Raw genomic sequence first — 18,257 nt, 5'->3', positions numbered from 1 at the left:
TGCAGGCTTGCTGCACCTTTGGGACGACGCGCATGACACAGTTTCTGAAAGACATCACCATCCGCCGCATGATCCTGGGCACCTTGCTCGTGATCAGCCTCTTCATCGCCGGTTTGTCGGCCATCAGCGTCCATGGGCTGCGCAGCGCAGAGGAAGCGCTCGCAGCCAGCAACGAACTCCTGCACGAGGTATCGGCGCTTTCCCGCGTCAACGACCAGATCATGCGCGCGCGGCTGCGGCTGTCGCGCCAGCTGGAATACGTGGCCGGCGGCCAGAAAGACCAGGCCGCGGCCGAAGGGCGCAGCATCGACACCGCGCTGACCGAAGCGAAGAAGCATCAGGCGCAATTCATCGAGCTGGCCCGGCGCGACGCCCCGGCGGCGTTGCTGGACGCCATGCGTTCGGGATTTGACGCGCTGGCCGACGGCATTGCCGTGCAGCGCCGGCATCTGGATGCGGGCGAGGTCGACAAGGCGCGCGCCCAGGCGTCCGGGCCGGTGGTCACCGCCAGCCGCAGCTTCGGCAAGAGCATGGAGGAATACGAGGCGTACGCGCAGGCGCGCGAAGTCCAGCTGCTGGCCAATTCCGACGCCAACCGCCGCCAGGCCTATATCGGCATGGGTGTGGTGCTGGGCATCTGCCTGCTGCTGCTGATCCTGGGCGACCGCTACGTCGTGTATTTCGTCAAGCGTCCGCTGGATTCGCTGAAGGGCCACTTCCAGCGCATCGCGGGCGGCGACCTGACCACGCCGATTCCGTCGTTCGGCAGGAACTGCGTGGGCCAGATCATCCCGTTCCTTCAGGACATGCAGGCGAGCCTGGTGCGCACCGTGCACGCCGTGCGCGACGGCGTCGTCGAGATCAACACGGGTTCCAGCGAGATCGCGGCGGGCAACCAGGACCTGTCCAGCCGCACGGAACAGCAGGCAGCGTCGCTGGAGGAAACCGCGGCCAGCATGGAACAACTGCTATCCACCGTGACCAGCAACGCTGAAAATGCCCGCATGGCCAACGAGATGGCCGCCACCGCGTCCGAGGTGGTGCAGCGCGGCGGCGACGCCGTACAGGCCGCGGTCAGCACGATGCGCAAGATCGCGCAGGATTCCAGCCGCATCGAGGACATCGTCGGCGTGATCGACGGGATTGCGTTCCAGACCAACATCCTGGCGCTGAACGCGGCGGTGGAAGCGGCCCGCGCGGGCGAGGAAGGCAAGGGCTTTGCCGTGGTGGCCGCCGAGGTCCGGTCGCTGGCGCAGCGCAGCGCCAGCGCCGCCAAGGAGATCAAGCAATTGCTGGACGCCTCGGGCGCCACGGTGCAGGCCGGCTCGGCGCAGGTCGAGGCGGCGGGCCTGACGATGACCGAGATCCTGGAGACCATCGAGCGGCTGACGATGCTGGTGAACGACATCGCCACCGCGTCCAACGAGCAGGTGACCGGAATCGACCAGGTCAATACCGCCGTCACGCAGATGGACCAGGTCACGCAGCAGAACGCGGCGCTGGTCGAGGAAGCCGCGGCGGCCGCGTCGTCGCTGGAAACGCAGGCGCAGCGGCTGCAGGCGGCGGTCAGCGCATTCCGGCTGCCGGCGCAGGGACAGGGCGCCGCGCAGCAGGCGGTGCCTGCCTACGGCCAGCCGGCGCTATTGCCGGCCTGATGGGTTATTCCTTCACGTAGCAGGGATACAGCGCCTGCTGCGCCCGCGACCGGGCGGGGTCCACCTCGAACGCAACGATGGACTCCGTATCGGTGCTTTGCGCCAGCGGCTCGCCCCCTGGCTGGAACGCAAACGCCACGCCGCCGAACACCTGTCCCTCGGGCGTGCGCCCGGCGCGGTTCGAACTGACAACATAGCAGCCGGACACCAGCGCGGCCATGGCGCCCGCCGTCAGCCAGCGGCCGCTAGACGCGCCGCTGGCGCGCGGCACGACGATCAGCTCGGCGCCGTCTCGGCCATAGCGGCGCGCGCGTTCGTTGAACATCAGCTCGGTGCACAGCAGCACGCCGACGCGAATGCCGCCCACGTCGGCGACCTCGAACCCGTCGCGCGCGCTGTGAAACCAGGCCGCCTCGAAAAACCCCGGTTCCTGCGGAAAATACTGTTTGTGATGCAGCGCCGCATAGTGTCCGTCCTGCAACGCGAACGCTTCATTGGCAAGCCGTCCGCCGGCAAACACGGGGCGGGACGACACGATGGCTGGCACGTTCAGCGCCGCCAGCGCGGCAAGACCGGCCTCGTGGATACGCACGGACTCGGCAGCCAGCGCGGCGTCATAGGACGGCAACGCCGCCAGCCAGGGGCCGAACGGCATCTCGTTGGTGACCAGCAGGTCGGGCGCCAACTCATGGATGCGCTCGGCGATGCCTTCCCAGTTCGCGCCTTCCGGCATCAAGCCGGCCGGGCCTTCCATCATGCAGATCCGCATGCACACCCCTTTTTCGAAGCGCCGTTGATGCGCTGTTGTCGTGGCTTTGGTGGCGCTGATGCGTTGTTTACATCCACGCGGCGCGCATCAGCCCGCGCGCGGCGACAGTTCAATGACACACGCGTCGACGCCGCGTTCCGCGCTAAGACGATACTGGCCAAACCCATCCCGTCCTTCGGCGTGCAGGCAATCGTAGCGCGAGGCCAGCCGATGCTGCGCGCCGTCCAGCTCCACCGTCAGGTCTCCGCCGGCATTGAACACCAGCACGCTCGTCGCGCTGCTGTGAAACACCCAGGGCCCTACGCCACTCACCCATTGCAGACGGGCGTGCCAGAGGTTGGGCGCGTAGATCAGGTTGAAGTCGCGGATGGGGCCGTCGAGCAGGCGGCACGCCACCTGCGCGTCACCGGAAAACGCATACGCGACGCGCGGCGCCAAAGGCGGCTGGCGCTGCCCGTCCACCGTCAGCTCGATACCGCGGCCTTCCAGCACGGTGATGATCCGCTGATATCCGCCAAAGGCAGAAAAACTGCCATCCTGCGCTACGTCGGCCAGCGAGAGACGCCAGCCGAACGACGCGGTATGGCCGCCCGGATTGCAGGCGACTTCCTGGGTCGTCCCGCCGCCGTTGCGCCAAGGCATGCGGGGATAGTCCGCGGCCCGGTACAGCCGCACGTCAGAGGGGATCATGGCCACGGATTATTCCTGTTGGATCGGGCGGAAGACAGGCGAAATTATAGGTGGCCGATGCGGGTGGCCGACGCAGGCGACGGCGTCGGCCCGCGCTCCGCCTGGACGCGCCCCCTCGAAATCCGTATACTCCCCCCCTGTATCGAATCGGAGCCTGCCGTGCCGCACTCCCCAGAAGAAAAGAAACGCGTTGTCACGCGCCTGCGCCGCATTCAGGGGCAGGCGTTAGCATTGGAACGCGCGGTGAACGAAGGCACGGAATGCGGCGCGCTGCTGCAGCAGCTGGCGGCGCTGCGCGGCGCCACGAACGGCCTGATGGCCGAAGTGCTGGAAAGCCATCTGCGGGAAACCTTCCTGCAGTCTACTCAGGCGAATCCGCCCGACCCCAGGCCAGAGACCGAATCGCAGATCGATGACCTCATGCGCATCGTCCGTTCCTATCTGAAATAACCCCATCTACGTGGAGCATCGCTATGAAATCACGCGCAGCAGTCGCATTCGGCCCCGGCAAGCCCCTGGAAATCGTTGAAATCGACGTCGCGCCGCCGCAGCGCGGTGAAGTGCTGGTGCAGATCACGCACACGGGCGTCTGCCACACGGACGCCTTCACGCTGAGCGGCGACGATCCCGAAGGCCTGTTCCCGGCCGTGCTGGGTCACGAAGGCGCGGGCGTGGTGGTGGAAGTGGGCGAAGGCGTGACGTCGCTGAAACCCGGCGATCACGTGATTCCGCTCTACACGGCCGAATGCCGCGAGTGCAAGTTCTGCCTGTCGGGCAAGACCAACCTGTGCCAGAAAGTGCGCGCCACGCAGGGCAAGGGCGTCATGCCGGACGGCACCTCGCGCTTCAGCTACGAAGGCAAGCCGCTTTATCACTACATGGGCTGCTCGACGTTCAGCGAATACACCGTCGTCAACGAAATCTCGCTGGCCAAGATCAACCCCGCCGCCCCGCATGAAAAAGTCTGCCTGCTGGGTTGCGGCGTGACCACCGGCATCGGCGCGGTGCACAACACCGCCAAGGTCAAGGAAGGCGACACCGTTGCGGTGTTCGGGCTGGGCGGCATCGGCCTGGCGGTCATCCAGGGCGCAGTGCAGGCCAAGGCCGGCCGCATCATCGCCGTCGACACCAACCCGAACAAATTTGTGCTGGCCAGCGCCATGGGCGCGACTGATTGCATCAATCCCAAGGACTACGACAAGCCCATCCAGGAAGTCATCGTCGAACTGACCGACGGCGGCGTGGACTTCTCGTTCGAATGCATCGGCAACGTGCACGTGATGCGCGCCGCGCTGGAATGCTGCCACAAGGGCTGGGGCGAAAGCATCATCATCGGCGTGGCCGGCGCCGGTCAGGAAATCAGCACGCGTCCGTTCCAGCTGGTGACGGGCCGCGTGTGGCGCGGCTCAGCGTTCGGCGGCGTCAAGGGCCGCACGCAGCTGCCGGGCATGGTCGAAGACGCAATGAGCGGCAAGATCGACCTCGACCCCTTTGTCACGCACACGCTGCCCCTGGACCGTATCAACGAAGCCTTCGATCTGATGCATGAAGGTAAGTCGATCCGGACGGTGATCCACTACTGACGTAAGCGTTCTCGCGGTAGACGCGTTCGGTATTGCCGACGAAGGTCGCCAGCGAGAACTCCTTGAGCGCCGTGCTGCGCGCATCCACGCCCATGGCGTGCAGCACGCCGCGGTTCGCCAGGATGTCCGACAGCGTCCGGGCCACCGATTCCGGGGACCCGGGCGGCACGATCCAGCCATTGCGGCCCTCGGTGACGTTCTCCGTCAGGCCGCCCACGCTCGACACGATGACCGGCTTGCCCGCGGCCATCATCTCGCGGCACGCGAACGAAATCGTCTCCAGCCGGGACGACAGCACAAATCCCACATCCAGCGCCGCCAGCACGGGCTCCACGTTGTCGAGCAGGCCGGTGAAGACCACCTGATCCTGCATGCCCAGCTCGGCCACCCGGTTGAGCATGTCATCGCCCGGCATCGCGCCGGCAATCAGGACGGCGACCTGGCTGCGCTGGCCGGCGGGCAGCAGCGACACCGCAGCCACCATGTCGATCCAGCTCTTGTAGTCCGCCGTGCCGGCATTGCTGCCGATCACCAGCCGGTCGCGCAGCGCGGGCGGAAGAAAACGCGCGCGCGCCTGGGCAGTTTCCGTGCGGCAGGCCGGACGGTATTTCTCGGTGTCCACGCCGTTGTGCACCACGCGCAGATCCTCGTTGCGGAACACCGACTGCTTCATGCGCCGGAACGTGTGGCTGCACACGCAGATGACGCGGTTCGTGCCCCACTTGGCGCGCAGGCGCACGCCCAGGCTGTTGGCATCGCGGTCGTTATGCTGCGTGTACACGATGAACGGGCGCTTGCGTCCCATGCCCATGGTGGCCAGCATGCAGAGCCGGTGATCGGCCGAACCATTGACGTGGATGACATCGAACTGTTCCTGGCGGACCAGGTTGCGCAGGCGGCGCAGCGCGGCAAGCTGTTCGAACAGCTTGCCCTTGAATTCGAGATCAACGGTGCGCAGACCGGGCAGGGCCTCGGCTTCGGCCAGCAGGCGGCTCTTGCGCGGCGCGCCGATCGTTACCTGCGATTTCTGGCACAGGATGCGGGCCAGCGACATCACGTACGTCGTGTGACCGCCGCCATCGCCCTGGTGGAAATTGGTGTAGAGGATCTTCATGATTCTGGTCTCGTCGGCGGTTGCGAGGAGGGGTCTTCCAGCAAACAACTCCAATGCCGTTTTTCAAATATGTCGTCGCCCAGCCGGCTCAGCAGCGACAGGTTGTAGACCTGGACACCGCGCGCCCGCAGCAGCTTGCCGGCCTGCCGGAACGCGGGTTCGATGTGTCCCGCAAACTGGCGGTCCAGCGCGGTGGGCAACTGCGCGCCGGCGCTTTCGTAGAAACGCGGGCCCGCCGTGGCCGTCAGGTCCAGCCCATGCAGGTACACCGTCTTGGCGCCCAGCCAGGCCAGCAGCTGCAACGCCGTGTAGGCCACCGTTCCGCCGCCAAACAGGCCGCGGGCGGCATTCAGGCTGAAGCCGTGCGCGTGCATCGGATGATGCGCATCGAACAACACCAGTTCCTCGTCAGCGCGCAGTTGCGCCTCAAGCGCCGCAGGTTGCGCACGCGGCCGTTGCGCGCGCTGATGCACTTCCTCGAACAGTGCGATGCGGCAACGCACTGCCCGATCGTCGAACAGCAGCGCAATCCAGCGGTAGACCTCGGGCGTCACAAATAGCACCAGGTCCTGCGCCAGCACCTCGGCCACCAGGTCGCGGCGCTTCTTCACGAACCCCGCGTCCAGCATGGCGTAATAGTCAAACCGCAGCGCCGGATGGCGGGCGCGCAGCGCGATCGAGCCATTTACGCCCATCACGGTACGCATGCGGCACTGGGCGTAGTCGATCTGCGCGACAGAAGGGCCGCTGAGAATCAGGTGCGCATCGCCGCCGATGCCTCGCGGCAATTCGGCCAGCGGGAGGGTCTTGGGGCCGCGCACCCCATGCAGATTGCAGCCGGTCAGACGTTCCGGCCCGTCGCGGCGCACGGTCACGAAGGGCCAAAGCGTTTCGTTATGACGGTCCGCCCTGGACCGCGTGTAGCGGTACAAGTAGCGCAGCCCCTTGGTCACGGGGCGCGAGCGCAGCAAGCGGGGGACGAGCGCAAGACGGTGCATGATGGTTGCGCGGGTGCCGCGGCGTAGCCTTACAACGGGCTGATTCTACGCAGCGCCATTTGGGAAAGCGCGAGGGGATTATGTGAGATGTAACCCTTTGAAGACTTGGACAATCCGCCCCCAAATATTCCTGATGCGGCGTCTGCTGCGACCCCTTCTTTTACGGCAGGAAAAAATCCCACTCGCCCCCACGGGATGCCTAGGCGGCATGAGTGACATGACTCGTGCCGATGGCGTCCCCCGTATGGACGACACGTTTGGCGGCGATTACGTTTTGCGCCAAAGAAGTCGTCGTCTGATATTGTTCCGCCATCCTTCCTTCGCTTTCCTTGTTCCCTCATGAGCGCCATCCGCCCCGACCACCCCGACCTGCAGGACGCCATCGCGGATGCCATCAGCACGGCCACGCGCGGCGCCGGCCGCGTCAACATCCTGGTTGCCGGCAAGACGGGCGTGGGCAAGAGCACGCTGCTCAACGCGGTGTTCCGCGGCGATCTTGCCCGGACGGGCGCGGGCAAGCCCGTCACCCAGACCACGCAGGAATTCACCCGGCCGGGCCATCCGCTCACGATCATCGACACGCGCGGCCTGGAAGTCGGCGACTACGAGGGTTCGCGCGCGCAGCTTGCCGAGCTGATCCAGGAACGCTCGGCATCCGACGACCAGGACCGGCACCTGCACGTGGCGTGGCTGTGCATCCAGGACAGCAGCCACCGCGTCGAGGACGCGGAAATCGAGCTGTGCGACATGCTGGACAAGGCCGGCATCCCTGTCGTGGCCGTGCTGACCAAAGCGCGCAAGAACAGTCCGTTTGTCGACGAGGCGCGCAAGCTGTTGCCGCGCGCCCGGCAGGTCGTCGCCGTGCGCGCGTTGCCGGAATGGATCGACGAACTGGACGCCGAACTGCCGCCCATGGGGCTGGACCGCCTGATCGAGGTAACGGCCGAGCACGTGCCCGAGGCGCAGCAGCGCGCTTACGCCAACGCGCTATCCACCCGCAACAAGAAGGCCCTGGAAGTAAAAAAAAAGCGGGCTGAGATCGAGGTGAACGTGGCGGCGGGCCTGGCCGCCTCAGCCGCCGCCGCACCCATTCCGTTCTCGGACGCCTTTGCGCTGGTGCCGATCCAGGTCGGCATGATCGCCAAGATCGGCATCACCTTCGGCATGGAACTGAACACCACCGCGATCACCACGCTGGTCACGTCCACGCTGGGCGCGTCGGCCGCCACGCTCATCGGCCGCTCGGTGGTCTCGGGCATGCTGAAGTTCATCCCCGGCGCAGGCAGCGCCGTCGGCGGCACCATCGCGGCCACCACGGCCGGCGCCATCACCAAGCTGCTGGGCAATGCCTACATCGCGGTGCTGCACGACTTCTGCCTGAAGAACCCAGGCAAGGACATCGACGTCGCCATGATCGCGCAGGCATTGAAGCAACGCGTCAAATTCTGATCGCGGACCGATGCAATGAAATGCGTTTGTACGACACGATTCGATAGATTGGTCTTTTTCGTGACAGTAAGGTAAATATTGCCGGCTTCACGACGTAAATCCGTATAACCCCTAGTTCTTCAGGGCACACCCGCGCAGACGCGTTGCCCCAACGCGGCCGGAGCGCGAGCCCGCCGCATCCAATGATCCTCGCCAATTCCGACGTCATGTACCGCCACTTGGTGCAAGGCGTCGTCGACTACGCCATCTACATGCTCAACCCGGATGGCACCGTCGCCAACTGGAACGCCGGCGCGCAGCGCGCCAAGGGCTACACCGCCGCCGAAATCGTCGGCCGCCACTTTTCCTGCTTCTACACCGAGGAAGACCAGGCACGCGGCGTTCCGCAGCGCGGCCTGGCCACCGCGCGTGAAACCGGCAAGTTCGAAGCCGAAGGCTGGCGCGTGCGCAAGGACGGCACGCTGTTCTGGGCGCACGTCGTCATCGACGCCATCCACGACGACACGGGCACGCTGATCGGCTTTGCCAAGGTCACGCGCGACAACACCGAACGCCGCGAACGCGAACAGCAGTTGTTGAAGGCCAAGCAATTGGTCGAGCACTACAACAGCGAGCTCACGTCCATGTCGACCTTTCTGCAGGCGGTGGTGTCGCACATCCCCTCCTGCGTGCTGGTGCTGGATGCCGTGTCGCGCAAGTTCCTGCTGGCGAACCGGCAGGCCGAAGAAACGTTTGGCGGCAAGCCCGGCGGCCTGCAGGGCCAGACCGCGCAAGAAGCCCTGCCTGAACTGGTGTGCGCGTTCTTCGACCGCCTGACCAACGACGCGCTGCGTTCGGACGGCGCCATGCGCGAAGAGGAAGAAGAACTGGCGACCGCGCGCGGCCCGCGCACGCTGCATACCAAGACGCTGGCGTTTCACAGCAACGACCCGCGCTCGCGCTACGTGCTGCTGATCGCGGACGACGTCACCGACGAGAATGCCGCGCACGCGCAGGTGCGCTACATGGCGCACCACGACACGCTGACGGGCATGCCCAACCGCCGCCTGTTCCGCGACCGGCTGCTGAGCGCGCTGGGCGCAAGCCGCGAGCGTTCGACCGCGGTGCTGTGCCTGGATCTGGACAACTTCAAGAGCGTGAACGACACGCTGGGCCACCAATACGGCGACGAACTGCTGCGCCTGTTGGCCAAGCGCCTGCCCAAGCACCTGCGCGAACAGGACACGCTGGCGCGGCTGGGCGGCGACGAATTCGCCATCGTGCTGCCCAACATCGCCGAACAGGACGACGTGCGCAAGCTGGCCGAGCGCCTGATCGAGGCGGTGCGCCAGCCGTTCGAGATCGCCGGGCACACCGTGCCCGTCAGCGTGAGCATCGGCATCGCCATATCCGAATCACAGGCGCTGTCGGCCGACCACCTGCTGCGCTACGCGGACATGGCGCTGTACGAGGCCAAGCGCAACGGCCGCAACTGCCTGGCTTTCTTCGAGCCTGAAATGGAAGCCGCCGCGCTGCGGCGCCACGAGGTCGAGATGGATCTGCGCCAGGCGATCATCTCGCATCAGCTGCAGCTCTATTACCAGCCCATCATGGACGTGAGCCACGTGCGCATCGTGGGCCGCGAGGCGCTGATGCGCTGGCAGCATCCGAAAAAGGGTCTGATCATGCCGCAGGACTTCATCCCCATCGCGGAAGAAACCGGCCTGATCCACGAACTGGGCGCCTTCACGCTGCACGAGGCCTGCGTCGAGGCGATGCGCTGGGACGACCACGAAACCGTGGCGGTCAACCTGTCGGCCAGCCAGTTCACCAACGGCGCGCTGGTGTCGTTGGTGGAGTCCGCGCTGACCAAGTCCGGGCTGCCCGCGCGCCGGCTGGAACTTGAGATCACCGAATCGGTGCTGCTCACCAATTCCTCCGGCAACCTGGCAACGCTGCACCGCTTGAAGGAACTGGGCGTCAAGGTGGCGCTGGACGACTTCGGAACGGGTTATTCGTCGCTGGGTTACCTGCGCACCTTCGAGTTCGACAAGATCAAGATCGACAAGTCGTTCACGCAGGACGTCGAATCCAGCCGCGAGGCGCTGGCCATCATCCGCGCCATCAACGGTATCGGCCGCAGTCTGGACATTCCGACGACGGCCGAGGGTGTGGAAACACCGGCGCAGCTGGAACGCCTGACGGCGGAGGGCTGCTCGCACTTCCAGGGCTATCTGCTGGGTCGACCCGTATCGCACGGCGACACCGCCGCCGATGCGGCGCCGGCGAGGAATGGACCCGGTGCGGCCCCCTGAAATAAGACGTCTGCGGCGGGCGCCGCAGACCTATACTTTGAAAACACCGGCCGCGATGCGACGCGCCATCGCGCCGGTGTGTTGCGCCTGGCGCGCCGGCTGTTCAAGCACGCAATGCCTTTGCAGGCATGCGCGGGGAGAGCCCCATGACACGCAAATACATCGATTGCCGCGAGTATCCGAGCGAGATGAACTGCTCGGTCGCCTTGTCCGCGGACTCGGACGAGGAGTTGCTGGAAGCCGCGGTGCAGCACGCCACCACGGTGCACAAGCACGCTGACTCGCCCGAACTGCGCTCGCAGCTCAAGTCCCTGTTCCACAACGGCACGCCGCCCGCCGAAGCGCCCCGCCGAGGCTGACGGCAACGCCTGCGGGCGCGCCGGGGCCGGCAATTTCTGTCCGGTACGGCGCGCCCGCCTTCCTTCCCCGTATTGCGACGGCGTTACGCCGACCGCGCTACTCGTTCTGACCCGCCTCGGCCACCCAGCACAGCGTGTTGACCAGCGCCATCTGTTCCGGCGTCTGGCAGCGCACCGACAACAGGGCGGGGCTGGCGACCAGGATCGCCAGCGCCTTGGCCCGCGACACCGCCACGTTCAGGCGGTTCCTGCTGAACAGAAACTCCATGTCGCGCGGCATGGTCTCGCCGCTGGAGGTGGCCATGGAAATGATCACCACCTGCGCTTCCTGGCCCTGGAACTTGTCGACGGTGCCTACTCGCGCACCCTCGGGCAGCGCCTGCCGCAAGGTGTTGACCTGCACGTTGTAGGGCGCCACCACCAGCACGTCGTCGGGCGTCATCGGCACCGCGCGCCCGTGCTTGTCCAGATAGCGCTGCCGCATCAGGCTGGCGTACAGCGCGGCGACTTCGCGCGCTTCCTCGTCGCTGGACTGCGCGTTGCCCTCGTGCACGACCGGCACGTACCGGATGCCGCTGGCGGCCAGCGCGTCCGCAGCGTCCGCGCCCAGCACCAGGCCCTGGCCAGCGGCCGATTCCGCGGCGCGCAGCCGGCCGTCGTAGATGGCGTCGGAAATGAAGCCGCAGATCGCCGGGTGCATGCGATAGGACGTGTCCAGGAAGATGCCCCGATCGGCCGCGATCGTGGCGTGGCCGTTCAAGAGGTATTCCAGCGTGGATTCGCCCGAGCGGCCAGGGTGCGTGCCCTTGGTCGGCTGGCCAAGCTGCATCTGGTCGCCCAGCAGCACGATGTTGCGCGCGCATTGGCCCAGCGCCACCAGATTCGCCAGGCTGACCTGTCCGGCCTCGTCCACGAACAGGTAATCGAACTGCTGCTGGAAGTCGGCCCGGCTGAACAGCCACGCCGTGCCCGCCACCAGTTGATGGCGCGCCAGGTCGATCTTGTCGTTGGCAAAGACGTCTTCGATGAAGTCGCCGTTGAAGCAGGAGTCGTCGCCCTCCTTGCCCGACTTCTTGGCGCCGGTAAACGAAAGGCCGGCCTCGCGCGCCGCGCGTTCCAGGCCGGCCAGCAGGTTGTTGATGGCGTGATGGCTGTTGGATGTGACCGCGATGCGCTTGCCCTGGCGCAGCAGGTTCACCAGCACGCGCGAGCCGGTGTAGGTCTTGCCCGCGCCGGGTGGGCCTTGCAGGAAGAGGGTGGTCTGGTCCATGCGGCCGACGATGTCCACGACCTGATCCAGCAGCGTCGCGCCCGGGTCGGCCAGCGGGGTGCCGGGCGGTACGCCGTCAATGCGCGGCGGTTCGTGCTTGAGCAGCGCATCCACCGCGCGAAACGGCGTGCTGGCGCCATCGTCCGAGGCGAGCAGCGCGTCGCCGTAGCGGAACATGGCGTTGGCCAGTTCGTCGATGCTGACCGGCCTGCCCGGCCCGAGCGACAGGCGCTGCGGCGGCGTCGCCTTGCGCGACAGGGTGAAGGTGGCGACGCCGGCCGCAGGATCCACCGTCAGCCGGCTGATCGCCGGCCCGCCGCGCACGTCCGTACAGGCCGACCCGGTGCGCAGCTTGGTCTGCTGCGCGGGAAACCGGTAGGTGTAGCGCAGTGACTGCGCCACCGGTTCGGGCGCCACAGTGTCGTCACGCACCAGTCCGGCCAGGCATTCGTTGTCTTCCATCAGTTCGGCATCGGTGGCCTCCATGCGGGCGAACATGGCCCACCATTCCGGCTTCTGTTCGCGGCGATGAAAATCCAGCAACTGGTAGACCAGCGCGCGATAGCGGTCGCGCGCTGACCAGTCCAGCTCGTCGGCGGGCAGGGAGCCAAGCAGCGCGGCGCGGTACGGCTCCAGGCGCAGTTCGGCTGCGGTCTTTTCGCCGACCTGAAACCGGGCGGCGTCGATCTGCTGCTGCGAGTCTCGGCGGTTCGCCCACGGCATGCCGTCAGGACGCAGCGCGCACAGCCATTCGCGCAGCTTGTACGTGGACAGCACGTCGTCGCGGTTGTAGTCGGCGATGTCCTGCAGCAATTGCGCCTCGCCGGTGCGCTTCCAGCGCTCGTAGTAGACGATGCTGGCGCCGGCGTTGGTCACGCCGCCCTCGCGCTGCGGCAGGTAGAAATGTTCGATGTTCTTGATGGAGTACCCAGGCTCGGACACGCGCACGCCTTCGCGCACGACCTGGTACAGATCCACCAGCTTGTTCATGCGCAGCAGGTTGTCGACCTCTGCCTCGCGCGTGGCGTGCACGGACATCAGCTTCTTGATCGCCGTCGCCTCGTAGGGCGCGTAGTGATAGATGTGCGCATCGGGATGGCGGTGCAGCCGCGCCACGACGTAATCGATGAAGGCCTCGAAGGCCAGCTTCTCTTCGCCGCGGTTATGCGCCCAGAACGGCACGAAACGCTCTTGGCCGTCGTCGATGACGTACAGTCCGAACAGGTACTCCAGCCCGCCTTCCTCCAGCGGATCGCCTTCCATGTCGAAGAACATGTCGCCCGCGTCGGGCTGCGGCATGCGTTCAAAGCCGCGCAGCGCGGTGTCGTCCGGGTCTTTGGCGATGCGGTCCCAATGGCGGCCGCCGTCGGTCCGGGCGCGCAGCTGCAGCGCCGCCTGCGATCGCAGCTTGGAGAGGATGGCGGGCTCCAGGCGCGCCACGGCCGCATCGGGCGCCAGCGTGCCCAGTTGTTCCAGCGTGCGGATGCCCTGCGCGTTCAGCTTGCGGATCTGCTGCCGCGTGATGTTGGCGACCAGCGACAGGTGATCGTCGTCCGCGCGGCGCGCCTTGCACAGCGGATCCCAGCGGCACTGGGCGCATTTCTCACAGGGGTCGGGATACGTGGACGCAGCGTCCCGCTGATCGACGTGCGCCTCGAAGCGGCGCATGACCTGGCGGAAGTAATGGGCATAGTCGGCCACGCGCAGGGACACCTCGCGGCCGCTGCCCAGCACCACGTGCATGTGCAGCGGCGCCGCGCCCTGTTCCAGGCCCAGCAGCCATGAATAGAACGAGAGCTGGATCGCGAACTTGGCGCGCGCCGACCGCGCCAGCTTGGTGTCGCTGGCCTCGTAGCTGTAATCGCCCAGGCGTGAAGGGCGTTCGGTCTTAAGCAGGAAATCGGCATGGCCGATGTATTGGCCATGCCGAAACGCCGCCTGGTAGATGACATCCGCGCCGTCGGCCATGGCCTCGCGCGTCCGGGCCTGGCGCGCGGTCAGCCCGTCGCCCGCATCGCTGACGTCGACGATGTGCCGGCCGCTCGCGCGCAGCCGTTCAAGATACGCGCGCTCGTGGTCCAGCCCCTTCTGCTGGATCAGTTCGAGCTGCTCGTCCTCTGGCGCGGCCGGCAACGGCGATTCGAGGTTGAGCAGATCCAGCGTGGTGAGGTGCTCGCATTCCAGGAAACCGACCAGGTCGGAGGCGGAAAACAACAGGCGGTCGCCGGTTTTTTGCATGGTGCGTAAATAGGCCGGGCGCAATTTGCGGAGGCCAAGAATAGCAAAACAAGAATTTGGACATTATCCGGCCAATACCTGAGTAATCCCTTGAAATCCGTTCCGATTAATTCAACCCTGAATTGTCCGAATGCAGTTTCATAATCCAGGCTGTTTCAGTAAATGGAAGCGACATGCCTGGTTTGTTCGATACGTTTAACTGCAGCCTTGGCCGCGCCGCGGCCCATTCAAACGGCGGGCGGTTCGCATGAAACTTCGCTCCCTCGATATCCCTGATCCCTTGGTGGAAACGCTGCGCGCGGCGCGCCTGATCGTCGTCGTGACGGGATCGGGCCTGAACCCCGCCAGCCGCCTGCCACAAACCCGCGATGGCATGCGCGGCCTGTGGGCGCGCTACGATGCCGCGGCCCTGGCGACCGATGCCGGCTACCGCAACGATCCGTCGCTGGTGTGGGCCTGGCACGAGGAACGGCGGCGCCGCGCGCTGCTGGCCACGCCCAACGCGGCGCACCGCGCCATTGCGGCGCTGGCCGGTCGCGTGCCGGGCACGTTCGTGGTGACGCAGAACGGCGACACGCTGCATGAACAGGCGGGCAGCCCGCGCATCCTGCATCTGCAGGGCCGGTTCGACCAGCCGCGCTGCTCGGGCTGTGGCATGCCCCACACGCTGACCGCCCCGCCGGACAAGTCCGCGCGGCACGGCCCGTATCCCGCGCCGCCCGCCTGCCCTATCTGCGGCGAACTGGTGCGCCCAGGGCGGTTGTGGCACGGCGAGGCGCCCGCGCCCGCCGTCTGGCGGGTGGCCAAGGGGCTGGTGGCCAACGCCGATCTGATCTTGACAGCGGGCACGTCGTGCCAGACATCCGCTGCGGCCGAGCTCTGCTACGAGGCGGTCGGATGCGGCGCGCAGCTGGTGCAGATCAATCCCAACCCGACAACGCTGGATCGCGTGGCGACGCACAGCATCCGGGGCGCGGCAGAGAAAGTGCTGCCGCTGCTGCTGGCGCGCGCCTGGCCCGCCGATTGACGCCGCGGGCGGCGGACTAGAGGTAGCGGCGCGCCAGTTCGCGGGCCTCTTGGGCAAAGCGGTCGCGGATGTCTTCGGGTTCCAGCACCTCGATCGAGGACGCGTGCCCGTGCAGCAGTTGCCACAGCATGACGGACGGGCGCACGGTGGCTGTCAGCGTGAAGCCGCGCTCGTCCTCGTCGATCATCTGGTCCGCCGACAACCAGAATTCGCGCAGCGGATGACGCTGGCGCCGGCCATCGTCCAGCACCGGTTCGGTGGCGTGCAGACGGATGCGGGTTTCCTCGCCCGGATCGAAGTTCAGCGCTTCCTCGCGGCGTACGAAGTCCTGCAGGTCGAACGTGGGATCCAGGTCCGCCGCCTCGTCCAGCAGGCGGACCTCGGACAACCTGTCCATCCGGAACAGGAAGCGCCTGCCCGGCTGGCGCGCCCCCCACGCCACCATGTACAGCACGCCCGCGCGGTCGACCATCGCCAGCGGCGTCATAACGTACAGGCGGTCGGCGGGCTTCTTCTCGCCGAAGGGCGTGTTGCGGAACGACAGCTTGCGGTTGAAGTACAGCGCGCCGCTGACCTGGCGGTAGACCTCGGCAGACACCGTGGGCAACACGGTGGGATGGGTGCCGTCGATGCGCAGGATCTTGCGCGCCCAGTCGTGTGCCGGCCCGATCCCGGGCTGGGAGCGGTGCGTTTCCAGGTAGCGCCACGCGCTGTCGAAGGTGGTCTCCAGATCGTCCAGCACGACGGCCGGCAGGTGGCGGTCGGCCACCTGCTTGAGCGCGCACATCGCCATTGCCATGTTCGCGTTCATGTTCTGGATATGGAAATCGGCGCGCTGGATGGTGCGATACCAGAGCTTGCCGCGCGTGGCGCCCACGCTGCCGACGCTGTCCAGCTTGAGCAGCGTGCGGCGGATCTGCTTGTCGCCGGGCACCGGGTTCTGCAGCGCGGCCAGCCGGTCGCGGATTTCCGCCATGCCCATGCCCATCGCCATCGCATCGGTTTCTTCGTTCTGGACATACGGAAGGATGCGCAGCAGGTTGTCGACGAGCGTCTGGTTATGTCCCATGGCAGATGCAGCAAATTAACCCGTTAAATACCGCCCGCATTCTATCTGTAAAAGCGGCGCATATTGTTTTGCCGGGGTGTAGATAATGCGGGCCGCGTAGTTTGGGCGACGGCGCTGCATTATGTCGGTTGTGCCAAAAATAAAATGGACATACGACAACCTGCCTGCCATCGGTCAATCGGCCACGATGTCGGCAAGCGGAACCGGACGGCCGAACAGCCAGCCCTGGCCCACTGCGGCCGGTTGGCGGGCGAGCAGATAACTGGCCTGCGCCTCGGTTTCAATGCCCTCGATGATGAGGCTGATGCCCAGCTCCCGGGATATTGCGATGACGTGGTCGATGATCAGGGTGCCCGCGTCCTCGGCGCCGATCGCGCTGGTGAAGCTGCGGTCCAGCTTGATGGCGTCGGCCTGCATTTCGGCCAGATAGTTCAGGTTGGAATGCCCCGTGCCGAAATCGTCGATGAACACCTTGAAGCCCTTGCCGCGCAAGGTCTTGACCATTGCCAGCACATGGCCATCAGACAACGGCGTGCCTTCGGTGATTTCCAGCGCGACGTTGCCGGGCTTCAGACCGCGCTCGCTGACCGCGTCCAACAGGAAGTTCCGGTAACCCGCGTCTTTCAAATCGGCCGCCGACACGTTGATGCTGACGTAGAGCGCGGGATTGCCGCGCAGGCGCTCGTGCAGGTCGCGCAGCGCCTGCGAGGTCACCAGCCGGGACAGCGCGCGGCCCAGCCCCATGGCTTCGGCCAGCGGCACGAACAGCAGGGGCGACACATCGCGGCCACGGGCGCGCCACCGTGCCAGCGCCTCGAAACCCGCCAGTTGCCGGGAGGCAAGCTGGCGCAGCGGCTGGTAGTGGACCTGGATGTCGCCGCCCAGGATGGCCTTGCGCAGCTCGCTCTTGGCGCTGCCCGCGTGCATGCGCCACATGACGCAAAGACCCGCCAGAAAGGCAAGGGCCAGGGCGCCGACCACGGACAGCACCATCGCCGGAAGCTGGAACCAGGCGTCGGACCGCAGCCGCGACACGACGCAGATGTCGGGGCCGCCGTCCGGCGCGCACAGCGAGGCGCGCCGTTCAGGCGCGAAACCCTGGTCGTCCACGTTCTCGCGCGGCATGTCCAGGTCGTGCGCGCGGCCGAAGCGCCGGTACACATGGTCGCCGTCACGCGTCACGATCTTGGCGTCGATGCCGGAACCCGGTTCCGGAAAGCCGTCGAACGCGCCCGGGGCGGTGAACACGATGATGTCGCGCATCGCCGCCATGTCGCCGATGATGCGGCGGTCGACGATATTGGCGGCGCCCACCCAGAGCTGCAGCCCGCTGGCCAACGTGAAGGCCGGCGGTGGCAGGGTCAGCGGATCGGGCAGCTTGCCCCACGCCGCGGAACAGCGCAGCATGCCGCCCAGCGTGCGGCCGATGTCGCGGATATAGGTGGAATTGAAGAGCAGCACGCGCAGGGTCGCCACATCGGCTTCGGAACACAGCGGGCCGCCTTGCGTGGCCGCAGCCATCAGGCGATGGCTTTCCTGGGCCACCCGCAACGCGTGCGCAAGCAGCCGGGCGTTATGCCCGGCTAGTTTGTCGTCGGCCTGGTTCAGTTCGATCTGGCGTCCAGCCAGCACCCCCGCGAGGAATCCAAGCGCCGACAACAACAACACGAAAGCCGCAATTCTGGAACGTGACATGGGGGACCGGTGCACATGGGCGGCGCGTGGCATGCAATTCTGCGCGT

General features: G+C 66.4%; 14 protein-coding genes. 7 read left to right on the top strand and 7 right to left on the bottom strand.

Annotated elements, in window-relative coordinates; genetic code table 11:
* The first annotated feature begins 32 nt into the window (after positions 1 to 32).
* Positions 33 to 1,655, top strand: a complete 1,623-nt coding sequence (locus AC6CIE_RS14480) for a methyl-accepting chemotaxis protein (RefSeq protein ID WP_498092609.1) — start codon at positions 33 to 35, stop codon at positions 1,653 to 1,655.
* Positions 1,656 to 1,659: 4 nt separating this feature from the next.
* On the opposite strand, the gene AC6CIE_RS14475 is transcribed toward AC6CIE_RS14480, so the two are convergent.
* Positions 1,660 to 2,424, bottom strand: coding sequence for a carbon-nitrogen hydrolase family protein (locus AC6CIE_RS14475; protein WP_498092607.1), 765 nt, complete (start codon positions 2,422 to 2,424; stop codon positions 1,660 to 1,662).
* A gap of 87 nt (positions 2,425 to 2,511) precedes the next feature.
* Entirely contained in the window at positions 2,512 to 3,114 is a 603-nt protein-coding gene (locus AC6CIE_RS14470; RefSeq protein ID WP_498092605.1) for a HutD/Ves family protein, read from the bottom strand.
* 159 nt (positions 3,115 to 3,273) lie between these two features.
* Between AC6CIE_RS14470 and AC6CIE_RS14465 the strand changes: the two genes are divergently transcribed.
* A complete protein-coding gene (locus AC6CIE_RS14465; protein ID WP_175123774.1) occupies positions 3,274 to 3,564 on the top strand; it encodes a metal/formaldehyde-sensitive transcriptional repressor in 291 nt (96 codons plus the stop codon).
* A 23-nt stretch (positions 3,565 to 3,587) separates the two neighbouring features.
* Positions 3,588 to 4,697 carry an S-(hydroxymethyl)glutathione dehydrogenase/class III alcohol dehydrogenase gene (locus tag AC6CIE_RS14460; protein WP_056319378.1) on the top strand — a complete coding sequence of 370 codons (1,110 nt, stop codon included), beginning with the start codon at positions 3,588 to 3,590 and terminating at the stop codon, positions 4,695 to 4,697.
* Here AC6CIE_RS14460 and AC6CIE_RS14455 read toward each other — a convergent pair.
* Positions 4,636 to 5,811 carry a glycosyltransferase family 4 protein gene (locus tag AC6CIE_RS14455; protein WP_175123775.1) on the bottom strand — a complete coding sequence of 392 codons (1,176 nt, stop codon included), beginning with the start codon at positions 5,809 to 5,811 and terminating at the stop codon, positions 4,636 to 4,638. The genes AC6CIE_RS14460 and AC6CIE_RS14455 overlap by 62 nt on opposite strands.
* On the bottom strand, positions 5,808 to 6,809 hold the full coding sequence (locus tag AC6CIE_RS14450; RefSeq protein WP_286897195.1) for a WaaZ-like lipopolysaccharide core biosynthesis protein: 1,002 nt from the start codon (positions 6,807 to 6,809) through the stop codon (positions 5,808 to 5,810). The genes AC6CIE_RS14455 and AC6CIE_RS14450 overlap by 4 nt, the downstream gene beginning before the upstream one ends.
* Positions 6,810 to 7,148: 339 nt before the next feature.
* Between AC6CIE_RS14450 and AC6CIE_RS14445 the strand changes: the two genes are divergently transcribed.
* From AC6CIE_RS14445 to AC6CIE_RS14435, 3 genes are all read left to right on the top strand, one after another.
* Entirely contained in the window at positions 7,149 to 8,258 is a 1,110-nt protein-coding gene (locus AC6CIE_RS14445) for a YcjF family protein (protein ID WP_175123777.1), read from the top strand.
* A gap of 182 nt (positions 8,259 to 8,440) precedes the next feature.
* A complete protein-coding gene (locus tag AC6CIE_RS14440; protein WP_498092603.1) occupies positions 8,441 to 10,552 on the top strand; it encodes a putative bifunctional diguanylate cyclase/phosphodiesterase in 2,112 nt (703 codons plus the stop codon).
* 146 nt (positions 10,553 to 10,698) lie between these two features.
* Positions 10,699 to 10,911, top strand: coding sequence for a DUF1059 domain-containing protein (locus tag AC6CIE_RS14435; RefSeq protein WP_056565214.1), 213 nt, complete (start codon positions 10,699 to 10,701; stop codon positions 10,909 to 10,911).
* Positions 10,912 to 11,008: 97 nt separating this feature from the next.
* Here the strand turns inward: AC6CIE_RS14435 and AC6CIE_RS14430 are convergent, their stop codons facing one another.
* The gene (locus AC6CIE_RS14430; RefSeq protein ID WP_498092601.1) at positions 11,009 to 14,419 is read right to left on the bottom strand and encodes a TM0106 family RecB-like putative nuclease; all 3,411 of its coding nucleotides are present in this window, start codon (positions 14,417 to 14,419) and stop codon (positions 11,009 to 11,011) included.
* A 247-nt stretch (positions 14,420 to 14,666) separates the two neighbouring features.
* Between AC6CIE_RS14430 and AC6CIE_RS14425 the strand changes: the two genes are divergently transcribed.
* On the top strand, positions 14,667 to 15,446 hold the full coding sequence (locus AC6CIE_RS14425) for a Sir2 family NAD-dependent protein deacetylase (protein WP_498092599.1): 780 nt from the start codon (positions 14,667 to 14,669) through the stop codon (positions 15,444 to 15,446).
* Between the two features lie 16 nt (positions 15,447 to 15,462).
* Here AC6CIE_RS14425 and AC6CIE_RS14420 read toward each other — a convergent pair whose 3' ends face one another.
* Together AC6CIE_RS14420 and AC6CIE_RS14415 are read right to left on the bottom strand one after the other, a co-directional pair.
* The gene (locus AC6CIE_RS14420; protein ID WP_452003874.1) at positions 15,463 to 16,515 is read right to left on the bottom strand and encodes a helix-turn-helix transcriptional regulator; all 1,053 of its coding nucleotides are present in this window, start codon (positions 16,513 to 16,515) and stop codon (positions 15,463 to 15,465) included.
* Between the two features lie 174 nt (positions 16,516 to 16,689).
* Positions 16,690 to 18,210, bottom strand: a complete 1,521-nt coding sequence (locus tag AC6CIE_RS14415; RefSeq protein ID WP_239215271.1) for an EAL domain-containing protein — start codon at positions 18,208 to 18,210, stop codon at positions 16,690 to 16,692.
* Positions 18,211 to 18,257 lie beyond the last annotated feature (47 nt).

It is taken from the genome of Achromobacter sp. GQ309 (genome assembly GCF_059759315.1).
Note: the sequence above shows the minus strand (reverse complement) of the source record. Positions and strands in the feature narration are given on the sequence as shown.